This window comes from Exiguobacterium sp. N5, assembly GCF_025842465.1.
GTDB lineage: Bacteria > Bacillota > Bacilli > Exiguobacteriales > Exiguobacteriaceae > Exiguobacterium > Exiguobacterium profundum.
Genome location: NZ_JAPAEP010000002.1, coordinates 112,237 through 131,052 on the forward strand (window position 1 = coordinate 112,237; position 18,816 = coordinate 131,052).

The following is an 18,816-nucleotide window of genomic DNA, read 5'->3' on the forward strand; positions in this document are numbered from 1 at the left end:
TACGTATGCACTTAAAAAAGCTCGCCGTCTGGCGAGCTTTTCGTCACAGTTTATACACTTGTGCTTCATAAGGACGAAGGGTGAACGCTTCTATCGGTTCCATGTTTCCGATGACACGTTCTTTCACGTCATATGGTAGCTCTCGTTGTTGTGTCTCGTCGGAGAAGTTACAGAGTACGAGCCATGTCTCACCTTCGAATGAACGTGTGAATGCATAGACCGCCTCATCTTCCGGTAACAACAGCTCATACTTTCCGTAGACGACGAGCGGGTTCGCTTTACGGAGCGCAATCAACTGACGGTAGTAATGGAAGAGTGAATTCGGATCTTTCCTTGCCGCTTCCGCATTGATGTCAACAAAGTTCGGGTTGACCTCGATCCATGGCGTCCCTGTCGTAAATCCACCATGTGCTTCGTCTGACCACTGTACCGGTGTACGTGAATTGTCACGTCCTCGCTCATGGATGCCACGGAAAATCTCGTCGTGCGTTAACAACCCTTTGGATGTGTAGTCACGGTAGGCGTTCAACGTCTCAATATCTCGGTACTGATCGATTGATTCAAACGCGACGTTCGTCATGCCGAACTCTTCTCCTTGATAAATGTAAGGCGTCCCTTTCAATAGATGAAGAAGTGTCGCGAGCATCTTCCCGGAACGAACGCGATATTCAGGCGAATCGTTTCCAAAGCGTGAGATGGCACGGGGCTGGTCATGGTTACTCCAGTACAGGCTGTTCCATCCTTCCTCTTCGAGCCCTTCTTGCCAACGCGAGAAGATTGTCTTTAACTCAGTCAACTTCCAGTCTGTCGGATTCCACTTCCCGAAGCTTCCGTTCCCGACGTCCACATGTTCAAAATGAAAGACCATGTTCAGTTCGTTGCGGTCTTCACCCGTATAAAGTTTGGCTTCCTCCACACTGACCCCTGGCATCTCCCCTACCGTGATTGTGTCGTATTTCGATAAGACTTCCCGATTCATCTCCTGCATGAATTCATGGATGCGTGGTCCGTTAAAGAAGAATGGTGTACCGTCACCGAACCCTGTTCCTTGCGTTTGACCATCTGGATAGCTTGGATTTTTTGAGATCATATTGATGACGTCCATCCGGAACCCGTCGACCCCTTTATCGAGCCAATATGTCATGAGGTCATACACTTCACGACGAAGCGTCTCGCTTTCCCAGTTCAAATCCGGTTGTTTCTTACTGAAGAGATGGAGGTAGTACTCATCGCTTGCCTCATCATACTGCCAAGCACTGCCTCCGAAGAAAGCCCCCCAGTTCGTCGGTGACTGACCGTCCTTCCCTTTTTTCCAAATGTAATAGTCACGATATGGGCTGTCTTTTGAAGAACGCGACTCCATGAACCATTGGTGTTCGTCAGAAGAATGGTTGACGACGAGGTCCATCATGATTTTAATCCCGTGACGGTGTGCTTCTTCAAGCATCGCATCAAAGTCATCCATCGTACCAAACTCGTCCATGATGGCACGGTAATCACGAATATCGTATCCGTTATCGTCGTTCGGTGAATCGTATACCGGTGAGAGCCAGATGACGTCGATCCCGAGTTCTGCCAAGTATGACATCTTCTCCGTGATTCCTTGGATGTCGCCAATCCCATCTCCGTTTGAGTCATTGAAGCTACGTGGATAAATTTGATATACGACCGCTTCTTTCCACCATTGTTTCATGTTATGTCCTCCTTGAAGTTCGTTTTCCGTTTCAACGCTTTCATCGTACTGCCTCCAAGGAATCATGACCATCCATGATATGATTAAGATATGTACAATCTTGCTATTAAAAGAGGAGACTATTATGGAAATCGGCTTTTGTGGCTATTCATACCATACAACGACTTATACTTTTCCATTTGCTAATCGACTCGATACGTATCTGATTCGCTTACAAACGGCAGGAACGGCTCGGATTGTGGTCAATGGGGAAACGATGATCACACGACCTGGTGACGTATTGATTGTTCGTCCGGGTGACTTCTATGAAATGCATGTCGATACACCCGCGAGCGGAGACTATCATATCTTCTGTACCGGACATTCAATCGATACATGGTGGCATGCGACTCCACGGGAGCGACTGTATGCCATCACCATCGATTCACGCCTTCTTTCGCTATGGCAACACATTACGGAAGAAGTGCGCCGTCCACCGTCTGAACAAAGTGCCGCATTAATTGAAACACTCGTTCAAGCACTCCTACTCATGCTCGATCGCTCGATTCAAGATGTGCATTCCCAGGCGCGACCTCCAGTCGTCTCTCGTATGATGCGCTTTATCGAAGCACACGTCACGAGTGACTTCAAAGTTTCAGACGTCGCCGACGCCGTCGGACTGAGCGTTTCACGGACCGTTCATCTCTTTAAAGAAGGAACCGGGATGACAATCATCGAATATGCACAATCGATTCGCTTACAGCTTGCCGAAGAGCAAATGCGCTATACAAAACATTCGTTAGAAACGATAGCGGAACTGTCTGGATTTCGAAGTTATCCATATTTCCACAGAATTTTTAAACGAAAATATGGCGTAGCACCAGGGGTTTATCGTACTCTTCAACAAAAAAATGAAAAAAAATAAAAAAAGAGTGATCCATTTTTTGAACTGCTCCGTTAGATGGGTGTAAATAACGACAACACTCACTTACGAAAAGGAGCGATTACCCATGAAGAAGAAGACGTTAAACAAAATCGTAGCACCGGCACTAGCCTTAGGACTACTCGTACCAGTCAACGCACAGGCAGCGGATCACACGCCGACAGCAAGTACACCAGCAGGTGACCTTCGCGCCACACTCGATCAACTCTTATCTGAGCACTACGTATTAGCCGTCACATCGATGATGAAAGGGTACGACGAGGCAGCAGATGCTGAGGTCGCGGATCAAGCTCTCGATCAAAACGCGCTCGACATGACACCAGCCATCGCTTCCATCTACGGTGAAGAAGGCGCTGCACAATTTGAAGAAATCTTCCGTGGTCACAACGACTACTCAGCTGATTTCGTAGAAGCAGCAAAATCAGACAACCAGGAACTACGCATGGAAGCTGAAGCGGAAGTTGATGAGTTCGTAGAAGAATTCTCAACATTCCTCGACGCAGCGACAGAAGGGAACTTACCGAAGGACGCAGCAGCTGATGCACTCGAACTTCATGAAGACCAAGTCCTCTCTGTATTCGATAACTATGTCGAAGGAGATTACGAAGAAGCTTACATGACGTTCCGTGAAGGCTACAAGCACATGTTCAACATCAGTAAAGCTCTCTCGGGTGCAATCGTCACACAAATGCCTGACAAATTTACGACTGGAGCAGACACACCAGCTGTTGAACTCCGCTCAACATTGAACAGTCTTGCAGGTGAGCACTTCGCCCTCGCTGCGATCGGTATGCAAAAAGGGTACGACCAAGCAGAGGACTATGATTACGTGACATGGGCAGAAGACCAGAACACACTCGACTTCAAAGCAGCCATCGCATCCGTGTATGGTGACGAAGGTGCAGCACAGTTCGAGAAAGTATGGAACTCAGATCACATCACAGCACAAGGTGACATCGTTGCCGCTACACTCGAAGGAGACGAAGCGATGATCGAAGATGCGCGTATGCGCCTCGACACATTCGCTGTCGACTTCAGCACATTCCTCGATGCAGCAACAGAAGGTAACTTACCACAAGCTGCCGGTGAAGAAGCAATCAAACAGCACGAAGCGCTCGTACTCGACACATTCGATCAATATGTCGCTGGCGATGCAGAAGCGGCTTGGATGTCATTCCGTGAAGGATATGCGTTCATGTTCGGTGTTGGTGAAACACTCGGTAACGCGATCGTGACACAAATGCCTGACAAGTTCGAAGAAACAATGATGCCTGAAGAGATGCCTGAAACAGGTCTCGGTGGTGCACAAGAACAATCAATGAACACTCTCTACGCTGGATTAGCTGTACTTGGCGGAATCTTACTCGCCTTCGTAACGCTTCGCAAACGTAAAGTATCTGAACAATAATCAATAAGGAGGGAGTCCCATGAACAAGCGCCTTTTGTTTCTGGCGCTCTCTCTCTTTTGTTTTAGCTTCTGGACGTGGACGAGCGCCCAAGAATCGTCGTCACCACCTGTAGAAGAAAAACAAATAGAGGAGAGCCCGGATTTAACGGCTGAATTCTCACTTCTACAGGAAGAGGTGAAAAAGCTACGCTTAGCCGAGGAAGAAGAAAACGCCAAGGCCGTCACCCCTGTTCAAATCCAGATCCCTAAAATCGATGTCGACACCGCCATCGAACAAGTCGGGGTCCTCGATAATGGACAGATGGGTGTACCAGAAGATGAGAACCAGGTCGGGTGGTTCGAACCCGGTGTCACACCGGGTAGCAAAGGAAATGCTGTGATTGCCGGTCACGTCGACAGCAAGACCGGCCCGGCTATCTTTTATCAACTCGATCAACTGACAAAAGGCGATGACGTTCTGATTCAAGATGAGGCGGGTAACACCCTTCGGTTCCGCGTCACGAAAACAGAACGATATGATACGAAAACCGCGCCAATTGAAGAGATTTTCGGTGCCACATCAAATCGGAACTTAAATTTGATTACCTGTTCGGGTACGTTCGGGGACGGGGGCTATGATGAACGATTCGTCGTCTATACAGAGCTGGTGGATACCGAACTGAACGAAACTGTCGATCTCGAGACACCGACGGCAGTCGAATTGAAAGGTAACTTATTGACATGGCACGCCGTTCGTCAAGAGAGCGTGATTGGATATCGAGTCTACGAAGTCATCGACGGAAAAGCGACTCATATCGAAAGTATCCCTTCCCATGCACGAAAAAGTATCGAGGTCACAAATGAGAACAATGCATCCTACTACGTGACTGCGATTGACCAACTTGGAAATGAGTCAAAACCTTCCGAGATGACAAAATGACAAAAAGACCCCTTACTCGCTTTAGAAATGAGTAAGGGGTCTTTTGTTGTTTATACGAAGCAAGGAATTTGCGGGTTGAACGTCTTGTTGTTCTCCGTCATGATCTGCTTTTTAATTTTGCCTTCTCCAAGGTAGACAATCCGGTCGGCAAGTGCCTCGGCATCTTCCTCATCGTGCGTTACGAAAATCGTTGTCGTACCTGTCTGCTTCAAGAGACGACGCAAATCGTCGCGAATCCTGTGTTGAAGTGACGTATCCAAATTACTGAACGGCTCGTCTAGAATCAAGAGCGCCGGCTTCGGTGCGAGCGCACGCGCGAGCGCGACACGCTGTTGTTGTCCCCCACTGAGTTCGTACGGATAACGGTGACGGAACTCCGTCAAGTTGACGAGCGCGAGCATCTCTTCGACACGCGCATTCCGCTCCTTGCGGTTCAGTTTATGAAGACCGAATCGAATGTTCTTTTCAACGGTCATGTGCGGGAAGAGTGCATAGTCTTGGAAGACCATCCCCACGCCACGATCTTCTGGCGGCATGAACTGACAATCGTCGCAACAGACACAGTCATTCACGACGACGACGCCCTGGTTCGGCATCTCGAGTCCTGCGATCAAACGGAGAATCGTACTCTTCCCCGATCCGCTGTCCCCAAGAAGCGAGACGATTTCACCTTTCGTGATTGAAATCGAGAACCCTTTGATTGTCTCTTCATGTGCACCTTTATAGCTAAAATGTAAATCATTGATTTGAACAAACATTAGTCGGCCTCCTTATCAAGCACCTTGTGGGAAACGAATATCAACAGTCCACTCATGAGGACGATGACGATGGAAGCGAGTGCCGCTTCGTGAATCTTCTCATCACTCACGTATTTGAACGCCTGTGTCGCAAGCGTCGAAAAGTTAAATGGTTGTAAAAAGAGCGTCAACGGCAACTCTTTCATAATATCAATAAAGACGAGGATAAACGCGCTCATGATGGCGCCTTTGATCATCGGGATATCGACGCGAAAGAACGTTTGGACCGTATTCCACCCCAGCATACGGGATGCTTCGGTAAACGACTTCCCTACTTTCTCAAACCCGCTCTCGATCGAGTTGTAGCCGATGGCGAGGAAGCGGATGACGTAGGCAAAGATGAGCATGATGAGCGTCGTGCGGAACACGAACGTCTGACTCAAGTCGAGCGCCCGTGCCGTTTCGAGCACTTTGTCATCGAGCCACAAGAAGAGCGTGATGACCGCAATCGCGATGGCTGCTCCCGGAATCGAATATCCGAGTGTCGTCACTTTCGAAATGACGCGTGTCATGTTCGACGGGAAGAGTCGTGTATAGTTCGCGATGATGAGTGCGAACAGTAGGATAATCACGGTCGCGGTAAAGGCGACCCGAACCGTATTCCAAACAAGTTGCCAAAATTCTTCCGTGAAGACCGTATCGAACGTCAGAAACGTCCATGCCGCCAACTGAGTGAACGGGATGACGAATGCAATCGCAAAGACGAGCGAAACATATGCGAATACCGCATAGCGATGCCAGCCTTGCAGCGGTCTCGGTTTGAGCGGTTTCACTTTCGTCGAAGCGTAACTGAACTGCTTCCGTCCTCGCACGAGCCGTTCCATCGTCAAAATGGCGATGACGAGAATCATGAGAGTGCCCGCAAGCTTCAGCGCCGACGATGTATCCTTCATCCCGAACCACGTGCTGAAGATGGCGGTACTAAACGTCTGAATCCCGAAATATTTCACGACGCCATAGTCGTTGAGCACTTCCATCAACACGAGACTGACACCACCGATGATGGCGACTCGGGAAATCGGTATGACGACCGTGAAGAAAATGTCCCACGAGCCACGACCGAGAATTCGCGCGTTCTCAATCATCGAGGACGATTGATTATGCAGGAACGCTCGTGTGATCGTATAAATGTATGGATAGAGGAACAAGGTAAAGATAAATACCGTTCCTTGAATCGACATGATGTTGAAGTACGACTGATCGACGGTGATACCAAATTCGTTTCGTAACGTCGTCTGGATCACACCCGTATAGTTCAAGATGCCGTGATACGTATACGCCCCGATATAAGGCGGAATCGCGAGCGGCAGGATGAGTGCCCATTTAAAGAAACGACGGAACGGGAAATCATAGACGGTCACGAACCAAGCGAGGCTCGTTCCGATCACGGTCGTCAAGACTCCTGTAGCCACCATAATGAACAGCGTGTTTCGCACGTAACGGGGCAACAGGTACTCTTGAATGTGTTGCCAATTGTCATTGACCGGGGCGAACAATTCGACGAGCACGACAATTCCCGGCAAGACAATCAATAAAATCGCGAGAAAGCTGAGGATCGCCCATCCATTCAGTTGTCGTTTTACTGCGTGCCAGTTCATGTCGTACCGCTCCCGTTCTGTAAACTATCAATTCCTGTCCCATCATATCAGTTTCTGTGCATCCCGTGTAGCGCTTAGGGTGTGAAGAACGCAAAAATCTCCGGCCTGAACTCTCGTTCAAGCCGAAGTCATCTTACTTCCAACCTACTTCGTTAAAGATACGGATTGCCTCTTGTTGGTTTTCACCGAGTACAGAGAGATTGATATCCTGCTCTTTGAACTCACCCCATGACTGGAGAAGCTCATTCGGTTCAACCGACTCGTTGACTGGATATTCATAGTTCACACTCGCAAACTTCTCTTGAGCTGACGGTTCTGACATGAACTCCATCAATTTTTGAGCGTTTTCTGTATTTTTCGATGCTTTCGTCATCGCGATACCCGAAATGTTCACGTGTGTGCCTGTTGTATCTTGGTTCGGGAAGAAGACACCGAGTTGTTCAGCGACTTTCTTCTCTTCCTCGTCTTCAGAATTCGACATGAGCCCCATGTAGTACGTGTTCATGATGGCCACGTCCCCTTCGCCAGCGACGACTGCTTTCGCTTGGTCACGGTCGTTCCCTTGTGGGTCGCGTGCCATGTTGTTCACTAAGCCCTTCGCCCACTCTTTCGCTTCATCGACACCGTTCACTTCGATGAACGATGCGAGGAGTGAGATGTTGTACATGTTTTCCGATGGACGCACGAGCACTTTGCCGTTCCACTGTTCTTCCGTCAACGCTTCGTACGTCGACAAATCTTCTGGTTTCACGCGATCTTTTGAGTACACGATGACACGCGCACGTTTCGTCAAACCGAACCACTCGTTGTCTGTGTCACGATATTTTGCAGGAATGTTTGACTCAAGCTCATCGCTATCGACCGCTTGAAGATGTCCCGCTTCTTTCGCCTGATACAAGTTTCCAGCATCTGCAGTGATGAAGAGGTCAGCCTCTGTGCTCTCCCCTTCTGTGTTCAAACGCTCGAGAAGTTCGTCGCTCTTCCCTTCCACTACGTTGACCTTGATGCCTGTTTCTTCTTCAAACTGTTTATATAATTGTTGATCGACATCGTAGTGGCGACTCGAGTAAACATTGACGACGTTCGAATCGTCTGAGCCTTCATTTGAAGTTGTCTCATCTGTGCTTGCACAAGCGGCAAGGAGCGATGTCGTTAACGCTGCTGAAATTCCTAAAGCTGCATATTTTTTGTTCATCTGTCATTCCCCCACGTTCGGTTATTTCTCTCTGGTAATGATAATTACTCTCAGTACCTATCATCACTGATAATCATTCTCACGTCAAGACTTTTCTGCAATCGCTATCATATTACATGTGCAATTCGTGACAGTTTTGAGGACATCATTTCTTGACTTCAAAAGAATGGGGACGATATAGTAAAATCAAACAAACCGTCTGGTCGGTACAGAAAGAGGTGGAGATATGTCAAACCGATCGAACGTTACAAAGCAAAAGCTGTTGGATGCGGCAACCGACATCATCATGAACCACGGCGTGCATCAACTTACCTTAGATGAAGTCGCCAAGACTGCGGGTGTATCTAAAGGGGGACTTCTTTATCATTATCCTTCAAAAGAAGCGTTGATGACGGCGATGGTCGAACGATTACAACAAGAACAAAACGAGTTATATGCTTCATTGCAAGATGAAGGCCATGGACCTGTCGAGGCATTCGTTCGTCTATTTGATGAAACGAAGTTGCATCCTGAGCGTGCTGCCATCCAAATCGACGTCGAGAAGATGATTGCATTTCTCACGTTGTTCGAAGTCGACCAAGAGTACGCCAATCGTTGGAAACATGATTTGGATACGTTCTTCGTACAGTTCCAACAAACGGCTGATCCGGTGGAAACGATGATCATTCGTTATGCACTCGAAGGTATGATGATGTCCGAACACTTCGGTGTCGGTGTTCCCCCTGCCGAACTCAAACAAGCGATTATCGCACGCTTGATTGAACGAGCCCACGACATCGATCGTGAGTCATAAAACAACATAATAATAGAGGAGATTAAAAACCCATGCAGAAAATCACGTCCTTCTCCGTCAACAACAAGTTTGCGGTTTGGTTGATGACGATCATCTTGACGGCCGCCGGTCTTTTCGCCGGTCTGACGATGAAGCTCGAGACGTTACCGGACATTACGACTCCGACCGTCTCGGTCACAACCATTTATCCAGGTGCATCCCCTGAGCAAGTGCTCGAAGAAGTCAGCACCGTGTTAGAAGATCGCCTTCAGAATTTAAATGGTGTGGAACAAGTTCGCTCTTCGTCATTCCAAAACGCTTCGAACATCCAAATCGATTATGATTTCAGTACCGATATGGATGAAGCGGAGCAACAAGTCAAAGATGCGTTAAGCAACGTCGAATTGCCGGAGTCGGCACAAGACCCTCAAGTGTCGCGTCTCAGTTTCGACGCTTTCCCGGTAATCGGGGCTGCCATCTCGGATGAAAGCCTGGATTTGGCCGAATTGACAAAACTCGTCGAAGAAGAAGTACAGCCTGCTCTTGAAGGAGTGGAAGGTGCGCAAACCGTCCAAATTGCCGGGCAAGAGATTCGCCGCGTCGAGCTTCAATTCGACCAAGATGCGCTCGCAGAATACAATTTGACAGAAGACACGGTCAAACAATTGATTCAAGCAAATGACGCTCGGATCGCGCTCGGGTTATATGAATTAGGGGATACGGAGCAAGCGGTCGTCATCGACGGCAAGTCGGAGACACTCGAAGCGTTCCGCGATCTTCAAATCCCTTACTCACCAGCACAATCAACGCCGACGACACCGTCTGCCCCGACTGAATTGCCACCTGGTCAAACGCCAGACGTGCCAACAGAGGTCCCGACGGAAACACCATCGGCATTACCACCGAACGTTCCGACGACGGTTCCGACTGTCGCGTTGAGTGAACTTGCGACAATCGAGGACAAAGGAATCGAAGAATCGATTTCTCGCTCGAACGGTGAACGTTCAATTGGCGTACAAGTGACGAAGACACAAGATGCGAACACGGTCGATGTCGTCAACGCCGTCAAAGAAGTATTGAATGACTTCGAAGCTGAAAACGATACGGCGAATGTATCGATCACACTCGACCAAGGACAACCGATTGAAGAGTCGGTCGAAACCATGTTGTCTAAAGCATTACTTGGTGGGTTGTTCGCTATCCTCATCATCTTAGTGTTCTTACGTAACTTCCGATCGACGATCATCGCCGTCATCTCGATCCCGTTGTCGCTTCTCATGGCACTCATCGTCTTGAAGCAGTTGGATATCACGTTGAACATCATGACGCTCGGTGCGATGACCGTTGCGATTGGGCGCGTCGTCGATGACTCTATCGTCGTCATCGAGAACATTTACCGTCGACTCACGCGTTCGAACGAACCACTTCGCGGTAAAGAGTTGATTATCGCGGCAACAAAAGAAGTATTCATCCCGATCGCCTCGTCGACCATCGTCACGATTGCAGTATTCTTGCCCCTTGGATTTGTCACTGGTTTTGTCGGTGAACTGTTCTTGCCGTTCGCATTGACTGTCGTCTTCGCATTACTCGCTTCGTTACTCGTCGCGATCACGGTCGTACCAATGATGGCCGACTCGTTCTTTAAAAACCGCGACAAGTTGAAGCCAGAAGAAGGTCCAGGCAAGCTCGCGGAATGGTATCGTGGCGTCTTGAACTGGTCACTGAACCATAAACTCGTCGTGTTCGGTCTCGCGACTGCCCTATTGATTGGTAGCTTTGCCCTTGTCCCAGCGATTGGGGTCAACTTCTTGAATCAGGATTCGGAGAAGACGTTGTTCGTCACGTTCGACCCAGAACCTGGTCAAACACTTGAAGATTCGATTGCCGCAGCAGAAGTGGCAGAAGAATACTTCATGGAAGAACAACCGAACGCAACGGATGTTCAGTTCACGGTCGGTGGAGAGAACCCGCTGAACCCCGGAAACAACAAACAAGGAATCTTCATCGTTCAATATGATCCAGATACGGAAGACTTCGCGGATGTGAAGTTAGCTGATATCGAGAAATTGAACGAACTCGCTTCGAACGGGGAATGGAAAGAACAAGACTTCTCAGGTGGCGGCGCAACGAGCGGTGTCACATACAACGTCTATGCCAACTCGCTTGAAGATCTAGAAGCCATCGTGCCGACTTTCATCGAAACGATTGAAGAGGAAACGGATTATGTCCGTCAAGCGACATCTGACTTACGTGAGTCCTATGTACAATACACGTTCAACGTCGACCAACAGGCCGCTGCAGAAGCCGGTGTGTCGGCAGGTCAAATCGCGCAAGTCATCAGTCAGTTCCAGACACCAGAAAGTCCACTTACAAGTGTCACAGTGGATGACAAACAGTTAGACGTCGTCATCCCGAACGAGCAAGTGACGTATGACAGTGTCGATGACCTGCAAGCACAAGAAATCACGACACCGTTCGGTCCACGCCCGATTTCAGACTTCATTGAGATCGAAGAAGGCACAACACCGGACACACTCGTCGAGCGCGACGGAAAACTGCTCGCACAAGTAAGCGTTGAACTCAGCACAGATAAAGCGACAGAAGCGTCTGCTGCGATTGAAGAACGCGTTTCAGAGATTGAGCTTCCGTCTGGCGTATCGTATGATGTCGGCGGTGTAACGGAACAGATTCAAGAATCGTTCACACAGCTCGGTCTTGCGATGCTCGCCGCGATTGCCATCGTATACTTGGTTCTCGTCATCACATTCGGTGGGGCACTCACGCCATTCGTCGTGTTGTTCTCACTTCCGTATGCGATTATCGGGGGACTCGTCGCCCTTCTCATCACGGGTGAAACGATTTCGGTTTCTGCCTTGATCGGGGCACTCATGTTGATCGGGATTGTCGTCACGAACGCCATCGTTTTGATTGACCGCGTCATTCATAAAGAAGAAGCTGGTTTATCAACACGTGAAGCGTTACTTGAGGCAGCGGGCACACGCCTTCGCCCAATTCTGATGACCGCACTCGCGACAATCGGTGCACTCGCACCACTCGCACTCGGTCTCGAGGGTGGCGCCCTCATCTCGAAAGGTCTCGGGGTCACCGTGATTGGCGGACTCACAAGTTCGACACTTCTCACGTTGCTCATCGTACCAATCGTCTATGAGTTCTTCGCACGATTCCGTAAGAAAAAACAAGCATAATCAAAAGAGAGTCGACTCATTCGAGTCGGCTCCCTTTTTTGCGTTCAATAACACTGCATAATGATTTCGGTTTCTCCAAACCGTTTGGCACGGAGAGCATCTTCCGGAATGAGAAAATAGAGAATACCTGCATCCCCGAACATGACGTCTAACTCTTCAGACGTGTCCATTTGAAACAATAGGAAAGGATGATCGAATCGTTCCCCATATGTTTCTTGTATCTCTTCAAAAACGTCACCTTGCACTTCACTCGGATGTCCACCGATTGCATGAAGTTCTTCTTGTTCGAATCGTTCGAGTAACCGATCGTACATCTCTTCGTCGAGCAGCTCATATAAACTGTATTCATTCTCTGCATAGCTTTCTTTAAAGGAAACGGCACGTTCATTTAATGCTTCCCCAACTCGCACTCGCTCAAGTTTCGATTCTTCAGTAAACAGAACACGCCAAAGATGACGTTCATCCACATCTCCCCAAGGTTGTTCTTCTAAATCATAGAAGAAAGACAACACCCCTTCTTTCGGGAGTGCATCTACGGATTCAAACTCAGCTAAATCACTTAAACGAAACTGAGCTAAAAACGTCATATTCTCTCCAGGATGCAAGTCTGCGTGTGGTAAGTCAGGATATCCGCCAAACTTAGAATGGCCAACCGCTACTTCTTCCCTTGTTGTCCGTGGCAAAGTTGTCAAATTGACCCGCTTTGTGAACGCATGTAAAATGTCTTCCCTGTTTTGTAATCCATGCTCTTGAATAAATTGCTCAATCGTTTTTAGTTCCATCTCGGCACCCCGCTTGTTTATGATAGATGTAGTATAGCATCCCGAACGTATGTACCCCTTACCTTTTTTGTTATACCCTTTTCTTGACCTCTCTCGTTGAATTTGAGAAGATTCATACGTTTTGAATGACGTGAAAGGAAGTCATGTATATGAAATTATTAAAATGGATTATCGGGCTCTCACTCTTGTTTGGGTTGAGCACGCTCGGAAACTGGATGGTTGAGACGTTCTCGTGGAAAGTACCAGGCAGCGTCATCGGCATGGTGCTCTTGCTCGTCCTCTTGTTGACAAAAGTCATTCGCGTGGAATGGATTGAGGACAGTGCCGGATATTTAACGAAGCATCTCGCTTTCTTTTTCATCCCCATTGCCGTCGGCCTTATGGCGTACGGCACGTTGTTAAAAGCTGCCGGTATCCCGCTCCTTATCACGTTACTCGCCAGCATGGCGGTCGGGATGGTCGTGACGGCGTTTGTTTCCGGGAAAGACGGTGAGATATCATGACATACGTTTGGATTGGATTGACGATTCTCGTGTATTCGCTCAGTCGTCGACTTTCCATGAAGTGGGCATCTCCGTTCACCAATGTCGTCTTCTTAAGTACAGCGATTTTGATTCTTCTGTTACTCGTGACAGGACAGTCCTATGATGCGTATAAACCGGCTACCGATATCATCACCATCTTACTCGGACCAGCGACGGTCGCCCTCGGGTTACCGCTCTATCGCAACTTACCCGTGTTACTCGCTCGGGCAACACGGGCCCTGAGTGCCATCGTACTTGGGTCACTCTCTACGATTTTTGTGGCTGTACTTTTCGGCAAGTTATTTTCTTTCACCGAAAACGTATTGATTGCACTATCGGTCAAATCGGCGACGTCCCCGATTGCCCTTGAATTGGCTCGACAACTAGAGGGGGATGCAACACTTGCGGCCTCGATCGCCGTTGCCTGCGGTATTTTAGGGGCGATGCTCGGACCGGTCTTATTGACGTGGATTCGTATGGACGACCCGTTCACGCGTGGACTCACACTCGGCACAATCAGTCACGGGATTGGGACCGCTCAGGCGGCAACGGAACATCCGTTGTCCGGTGCAACAGGTGGTGCCGCAATGGGATTGACCGCAATCTTCACCTCGTTTATCTTGCCGATTCTATATCCGTTTCTCTTTTGAACAGGTCGCGTCCATCGATGGGCGCGACTTTTTTGTTTCGACTTCGATTGCGCGTGATAAACTAATGAAGATGAAACTTATTAGAGGAGGGCAATCCATGCAAGCAAAATTAATTGAACGCTTAATGACGTACGCGAAGATTGATACACAGTCAGATTTCACAAGTACGACAACACCATCGACGGCCAAACAATGGGATTTGATTCGCCATTTGGAGAAAGAATTGAAAGATCTCGGACTGACAGATGTCGAGACGGACGAATACGGGTATCTCTTCGCCACACTTCCGAGTAACGTCGATTATGACGTCCCGACAATCGGCTTCCTTGCCCACGTCGATACGGCGACCGACTTCACAGGAACGAACGTGTCCCCTCAACTCGTCGAGCATTATGAAGGTGGCGACATCGTCTTGAACGAGTCATTGAATGTCGTTTTATCACCAAAAGACTTCCCGGAACTGGACGGGTATGTCGGGCATACGCTCATGACAACGGACGGGACGACACTCCTCGGCGCGGATGATAAAGCAGGAATCGCTGAAATCGTCACAGCGATCGAACACTTATTGGCTCATCCTGAGATTCCACACGGGCCGGTCCGCATCGCCTTCACACCGGATGAAGAAATCGGACGTGGACCACATAAATTCGATGTCGCCCGATTCAATGCGGACTTCGCTTACACGATGGACGGCGGTCCACTTGGAGAGTTGCAGTATGAGAGTTTCAACGCAGCCGGTGCGACCGTCACCTTCCACGGGACGAACGTGCACCCAGGTAGCGCCAAGAACAAGATGGTCAACTCGATGAAGCTTGCGATGGCGTTCCAAAACCGTTTGCCTGCTGATGAGGCACCGGAACGTACGAGCAACTACGAAGGGTTCTTCCACTTGAACGGCTTCAATGGGGACGTCGAGAAGACGACGCTTCAATACATCATCCGCGATCACGACAAACAAAAGTTCGAAGCACGTAAAGCGTTGATGGAGAAACTTGTCCTCGAATGGAAACAAAAATACGGGGAAGAACGGATTGAACTCCAGATGGAAGATCAGTATTACAACATGGCCGAGAAAATCGAACCAGTGAAACACATCGTCGATACCGTCGCTGACGTCATGCGCGGCCTTGGCATCGAACCGAAGATTGAACCGATTCGTGGTGGGACAGACGGATCGCAACTTTCTTACATGGGCCTTCCGACGCCGAACATCTTCACAGGTGGCGAAAACTATCACGGGAAGTTTGAATACATCTCTGTGAACAACATGGAAAAAGCAACAACGGTTATCATCGAAACACTTCGCACATTCGCGAAGCGCGCACAAGCATAACACATGCGCCTCCAATCGTTCTCTTTTACACTAGAGACATTGGAGGCGATTTTTGATGAAGCATACATTTAGCATGAACCTCGGCTGGGATGGCGGACGAAACGACGTCGGCACCCTCGAGGCCGAGCGATTAAAGACACAGATTTCGATTCCACCCGAAATGGACGGTCCCGGAGTCGGCACGAATCCGGATGAGATGTTACTCGGGGCAGCGGCAACGTGTTATATCATCACACTCGCAGCCGTACTCGGGCGAAGTGATTTGACTCATCGTGGTATCACGATTGATGCAGAGGGCATCGTCGATGTGACAAACGGCATCTTCACTTACGAGACAATTCGCTATGCGACAACGATTCATGTACCTACAGAGATGACCGACCGAGACATCACGCTTGTCGAGCGCATCGCGAAAAAAGCGAAAGATCAATGTATGATTTCACGCGCACTCGCAGGAAATGTAGCATTTGAGTTGAATACCGTCATTTCACGTAAAAGTAGCAATGATTTTATTTGAAGAACCTTTGAAAAAAGCGATAATTGTAAACAGACGTAATCGCTTTGTCATGGACGTACTCGTTGATGATTTGCTCGCGCCTTGCCATTGTCCAGTAACAGGAAGGATTGGAGATATTATATTTGAAAACACCCCCTGCCTAGTCTCAGAAACCTATGACTCGAATCGTAAAACTCGCTTTACAGTCGAAGCCATTTCAGTCGATGGTGAACAATGGATTGGAATCAATCAAGGTCGTGTCAACGACTATGTTGAAGCTTTCTTACTCGAGAACCAGCTTGATGCTTTCTCAACCCCGAGGGGAATCAAACGTGAAATAGTAACTGACGGTGCACGAATCGATTTTCAGATTGATGGAATCTTCATGGAAGTGAAGGCTCCGCTCAGCGAACTACTCACTATTCCTCTCCCACACTTTAAACGTAGACGATTGAAACGACCCATCGAAACAGAACGTTTGATTCGTCATCTCTACGCTCTGATTTCCACTCTACCCCAAACCGGAAGAGCAGTCCTCTTATATGTTTTTTTATATGACGCACCAATTTATACCGGTAATCCCAACCGAAAACAAGACCATCTAATTCGTCAATTGATTAACGATGCGATACCTTCCGGATTAGAAATATGGCAACTGAACTGCACTATTTCCCCTGAAGGAATTCGTTTACTTCGTTGCTTTGACACAACGTCTCACTTCAAGTAACCAAATGTATTAAGTGAGACGTTATGTTTTTACTAAACATATGATATGTTGGGAATTACCGAATAGAGTCATTTTTCACTTCCACTCTTTACGCGACTGCGCGTTTTTCAAAAACGTGATACAATACACGTCGTAAACTAATCAGAAAAACGAGGGATACCATACATGATTACAGTAAATAACGTCAGCCTACAATTTGGCGGTCGCAAGTTGTTTGAAGAGGTGAACATCAAGTTCACGCCAGGCAACTGTTACGGATTGATCGGTGCGAACGGTGCCGGAAAATCGACATTCTTAAAGATTTTATCAGGTGAACAAGATACGACGACGGGTGATGTCAGCATCACACCGGGCGAACGTCTCGCCGTCCTCAAACAGGACCACTACGCGTATGAGGACAGTGCAGTTCTCGAGACCGTCATCATGGGTCACGAGCGTCTCTACAAAGTAATGAAAGAAAAAGACGCCATCTACATGAAAGAAGACTTCTCAGATGAAGACGGGATGCGCGCAGCTGAACTCGAAGGAGAATTCGCTGAGTTGAACGGTTGGGAAGCAGAGTCGGAAGCCTCGATGGTCCTCCAAGGTCTTGGTATCTCTGAAGCGCTCCACCAGAAACAAATGAGCGAACTCACAGGTGGGGAGAAAGTCAAAGTCCTTCTTGCCCAAGCGCTCTTCGGTAAGCCAGATATCCTCCTCTTAGACGAGCCGACCAACGGACTTGACCTAAAAGCGATTCAATGGTTAGAAGAATTCTTGATCAACTTTGAAAACACAGTCATCGTCGTTTCCCACGACCGTCACTTCTTGAACAAAGTCTGTACGCACATGGCCGACCTCGACTTTGGAAAAATCCAATTGTATGTCGGGAACTACGACTTCTGGTATGAGTCTAGCCAACTCGCTACACGTATGGCGGCAGACCAGAACAAGAAGAAAGAAGAGAAAATCAAAGAGCTTCAAAACTTCATCGCACGTTTCAGCTCGAACGCATCGAAAGCACGTCAAGCGACGTCTCGTAAGAAGTTGCTCGATAAGATCACACTTGATGACATCCGTCCGTCGTCACGTCGTTATCCGTTCGTCGGATTCACGATGGAGCGCGAGATCGGAAACGATGTTCTCTATGTCGATAACGTATCGAAGACAATCGATGGTGTAAAAGTACTCGACAACGTCACGTTCTCACTCAACAAGACGGACAAAGTCGCATTCGTCGGTCGTTCGGACGTTGCCATCACGACACTCTTCAAAATTCTCATGGGTGAGATGGAGCCAGACACAGGGTCAGTCAAATGGGGCGTCACGACAACTCAGTCATACTTCCCGAAAGACAATTCGGAGTACTTCGAGGGCTCAGAAAAGAGCATCCTCGACTGGTTGCGCCAGTTCTCACCTGCCGATGAGTCAGACACGTTCCTTCGTGGATTCCTTGGCCGCATGCTCTTCTCAGGTGAAGAAGTCATGAAGAAGGCATCTGTCCTCTCAGGAGGAGAAAAAGTACGCTGCATGCTCTCGAAGATGATGCTCTCGAACTCGAACGTACTCGTCCTTGACGATCCGACGAACCACTTGGATCTCGAATCGATCACAGCACTCAACAACGGTCTCGAGTCGTTCAAAGGCGTGCTTCTCTTCAGCTCACATGACCATCAGCTCATCTCGACGATCGCGACACGCATCATCGAAGTGACTCCGAATGGCATCGTGGACAAAGAAGCAACATACGATGAGTACTTGGAGAACGAAGCGCTTCAACAACAAGTTGAATCCCTTTACCAAAATGCATAA

16 protein-coding genes are annotated in these 18,816 nt (G+C 48.5%); 11 read left to right on the forward strand and 5 right to left on the reverse strand.

Annotation, left to right across the window (positions count from 1 at the left end):
* Positions 1-43: 43 nt before the first annotated feature.
* The gene (locus OKS35_RS11435) at positions 44-1,693 is read right to left on the reverse strand and encodes a glycoside hydrolase family 13 protein (protein WP_214784313.1); all 1,650 of its coding nucleotides are present in this window, start codon (positions 1,691-1,693) and stop codon (positions 44-46) included.
* Between the two features lie 124 nt (positions 1,694-1,817).
* On the opposite strand from OKS35_RS11435, the gene OKS35_RS11440 reads away from it, so the two are divergent.
* The 3 genes from OKS35_RS11440 (at position 1,818) to OKS35_RS11450 (ending at position 4,942) form a co-directional block, all read left to right on the forward strand.
* Complete coding sequence (locus OKS35_RS11440; RefSeq protein WP_214784316.1) at positions 1,818-2,597, forward strand: AraC family transcriptional regulator; 780 nt, start codon at positions 1,818-1,820, stop codon at positions 2,595-2,597.
* An 85-nt stretch (positions 2,598-2,682) separates the two neighbouring features.
* On the forward strand, positions 2,683-4,023 hold the full coding sequence (locus OKS35_RS11445; RefSeq protein ID WP_074035026.1) for a copper amine oxidase: 1,341 nt from the start codon (positions 2,683-2,685) through the stop codon (positions 4,021-4,023).
* 19 nt (positions 4,024-4,042) lie between these two features.
* Positions 4,043-4,942 carry a class F sortase gene (locus tag OKS35_RS11450; protein ID WP_159563303.1) on the forward strand — a complete coding sequence of 300 codons (900 nt, stop codon included), beginning with the start codon at positions 4,043-4,045 and terminating at the stop codon, positions 4,940-4,942.
* 50 nt (positions 4,943-4,992) lie between these two features.
* Here OKS35_RS11450 and OKS35_RS11455 read toward each other — a convergent pair whose 3' ends face one another.
* The 3 genes from OKS35_RS11455 to OKS35_RS11465 all read right to left on the reverse strand — a co-directional run bounded on the left by OKS35_RS11455 (position 4,993) and on the right by OKS35_RS11465 (position 8,532).
* Positions 4,993-5,700, reverse strand: coding sequence for an ABC transporter ATP-binding protein (locus OKS35_RS11455; RefSeq protein WP_015880419.1), 708 nt, complete (start codon positions 5,698-5,700; stop codon positions 4,993-4,995).
* The gene (locus OKS35_RS11460) at positions 5,700-7,337 is read right to left on the reverse strand and encodes an ABC transporter permease (protein ID WP_264093111.1); all 1,638 of its coding nucleotides are present in this window, start codon (positions 7,335-7,337) and stop codon (positions 5,700-5,702) included. Before OKS35_RS11460 ends, OKS35_RS11455 begins: the two co-directional genes overlap by 1 nt.
* 133 nt (positions 7,338-7,470) lie before the next feature.
* The gene (locus OKS35_RS11465; RefSeq protein ID WP_264093112.1) at positions 7,471-8,532 is read right to left on the reverse strand and encodes a Fe(3+) ABC transporter substrate-binding protein; all 1,062 of its coding nucleotides are present in this window, start codon (positions 8,530-8,532) and stop codon (positions 7,471-7,473) included.
* Between the two features lie 226 nt (positions 8,533-8,758).
* Between OKS35_RS11465 and OKS35_RS11470 the strand changes: the two genes are divergently transcribed.
* Positions 8,759-9,325 (forward strand): TetR/AcrR family transcriptional regulator, encoded by a 567-nt coding sequence (locus OKS35_RS11470; RefSeq protein ID WP_214784322.1) that lies wholly within the window; start codon positions 8,759-8,761, stop codon positions 9,323-9,325.
* Between the two features lie 32 nt (positions 9,326-9,357).
* Positions 9,358-12,510, forward strand: a complete 3,153-nt coding sequence (locus tag OKS35_RS11475) for an efflux RND transporter permease subunit (protein ID WP_214784325.1) — start codon at positions 9,358-9,360, stop codon at positions 12,508-12,510.
* A 44-nt stretch (positions 12,511-12,554) separates the two neighbouring features.
* Here the strand turns inward: OKS35_RS11475 and OKS35_RS11480 are convergent, their stop codons facing one another.
* The gene (locus tag OKS35_RS11480) at positions 12,555-13,292 is read right to left on the reverse strand and encodes a YwqG family protein (protein WP_078146077.1); all 738 of its coding nucleotides are present in this window, start codon (positions 13,290-13,292) and stop codon (positions 12,555-12,557) included.
* 149 nt (positions 13,293-13,441) lie between these two features.
* On the opposite strand from OKS35_RS11480, the gene OKS35_RS11485 reads away from it, so the two are divergent.
* From OKS35_RS11485 to OKS35_RS11510, 6 genes are all read left to right on the forward strand, one after another.
* Positions 13,442-13,795, forward strand: coding sequence for a CidA/LrgA family protein (locus tag OKS35_RS11485; RefSeq protein WP_264093113.1), 354 nt, complete (start codon positions 13,442-13,444; stop codon positions 13,793-13,795).
* Positions 13,792-14,466, forward strand: a complete 675-nt coding sequence (locus tag OKS35_RS11490) for an LrgB family protein (protein ID WP_264093114.1) — start codon at positions 13,792-13,794, stop codon at positions 14,464-14,466. The genes OKS35_RS11485 and OKS35_RS11490 overlap by 4 nt, the downstream gene beginning before the upstream one ends.
* A gap of 97 nt (positions 14,467-14,563) precedes the next feature.
* Entirely contained in the window at positions 14,564-15,802 is a 1,239-nt protein-coding gene (pepT, locus tag OKS35_RS11495) for a peptidase T (RefSeq protein WP_214784337.1), read from the forward strand.
* Positions 15,803-15,854: 52 nt separating this feature from the next.
* A complete protein-coding gene (locus OKS35_RS11500) occupies positions 15,855-16,319 on the forward strand; it encodes an SACOL1771 family peroxiredoxin (protein ID WP_047795811.1) in 465 nt (154 codons plus the stop codon).
* The gene (locus tag OKS35_RS11505) at positions 16,306-17,025 is read left to right on the forward strand and encodes a DNA/RNA nuclease SfsA (protein ID WP_211781926.1); all 720 of its coding nucleotides are present in this window, start codon (positions 16,306-16,308) and stop codon (positions 17,023-17,025) included. The genes OKS35_RS11500 and OKS35_RS11505 overlap by 14 nt, the downstream gene beginning before the upstream one ends.
* 165 nt (positions 17,026-17,190) lie before the next feature.
* The gene (locus OKS35_RS11510; protein ID WP_015880408.1) at positions 17,191-18,816 is read left to right on the forward strand and encodes an ABC-F family ATP-binding cassette domain-containing protein; all 1,626 of its coding nucleotides are present in this window, start codon (positions 17,191-17,193) and stop codon (positions 18,814-18,816) included.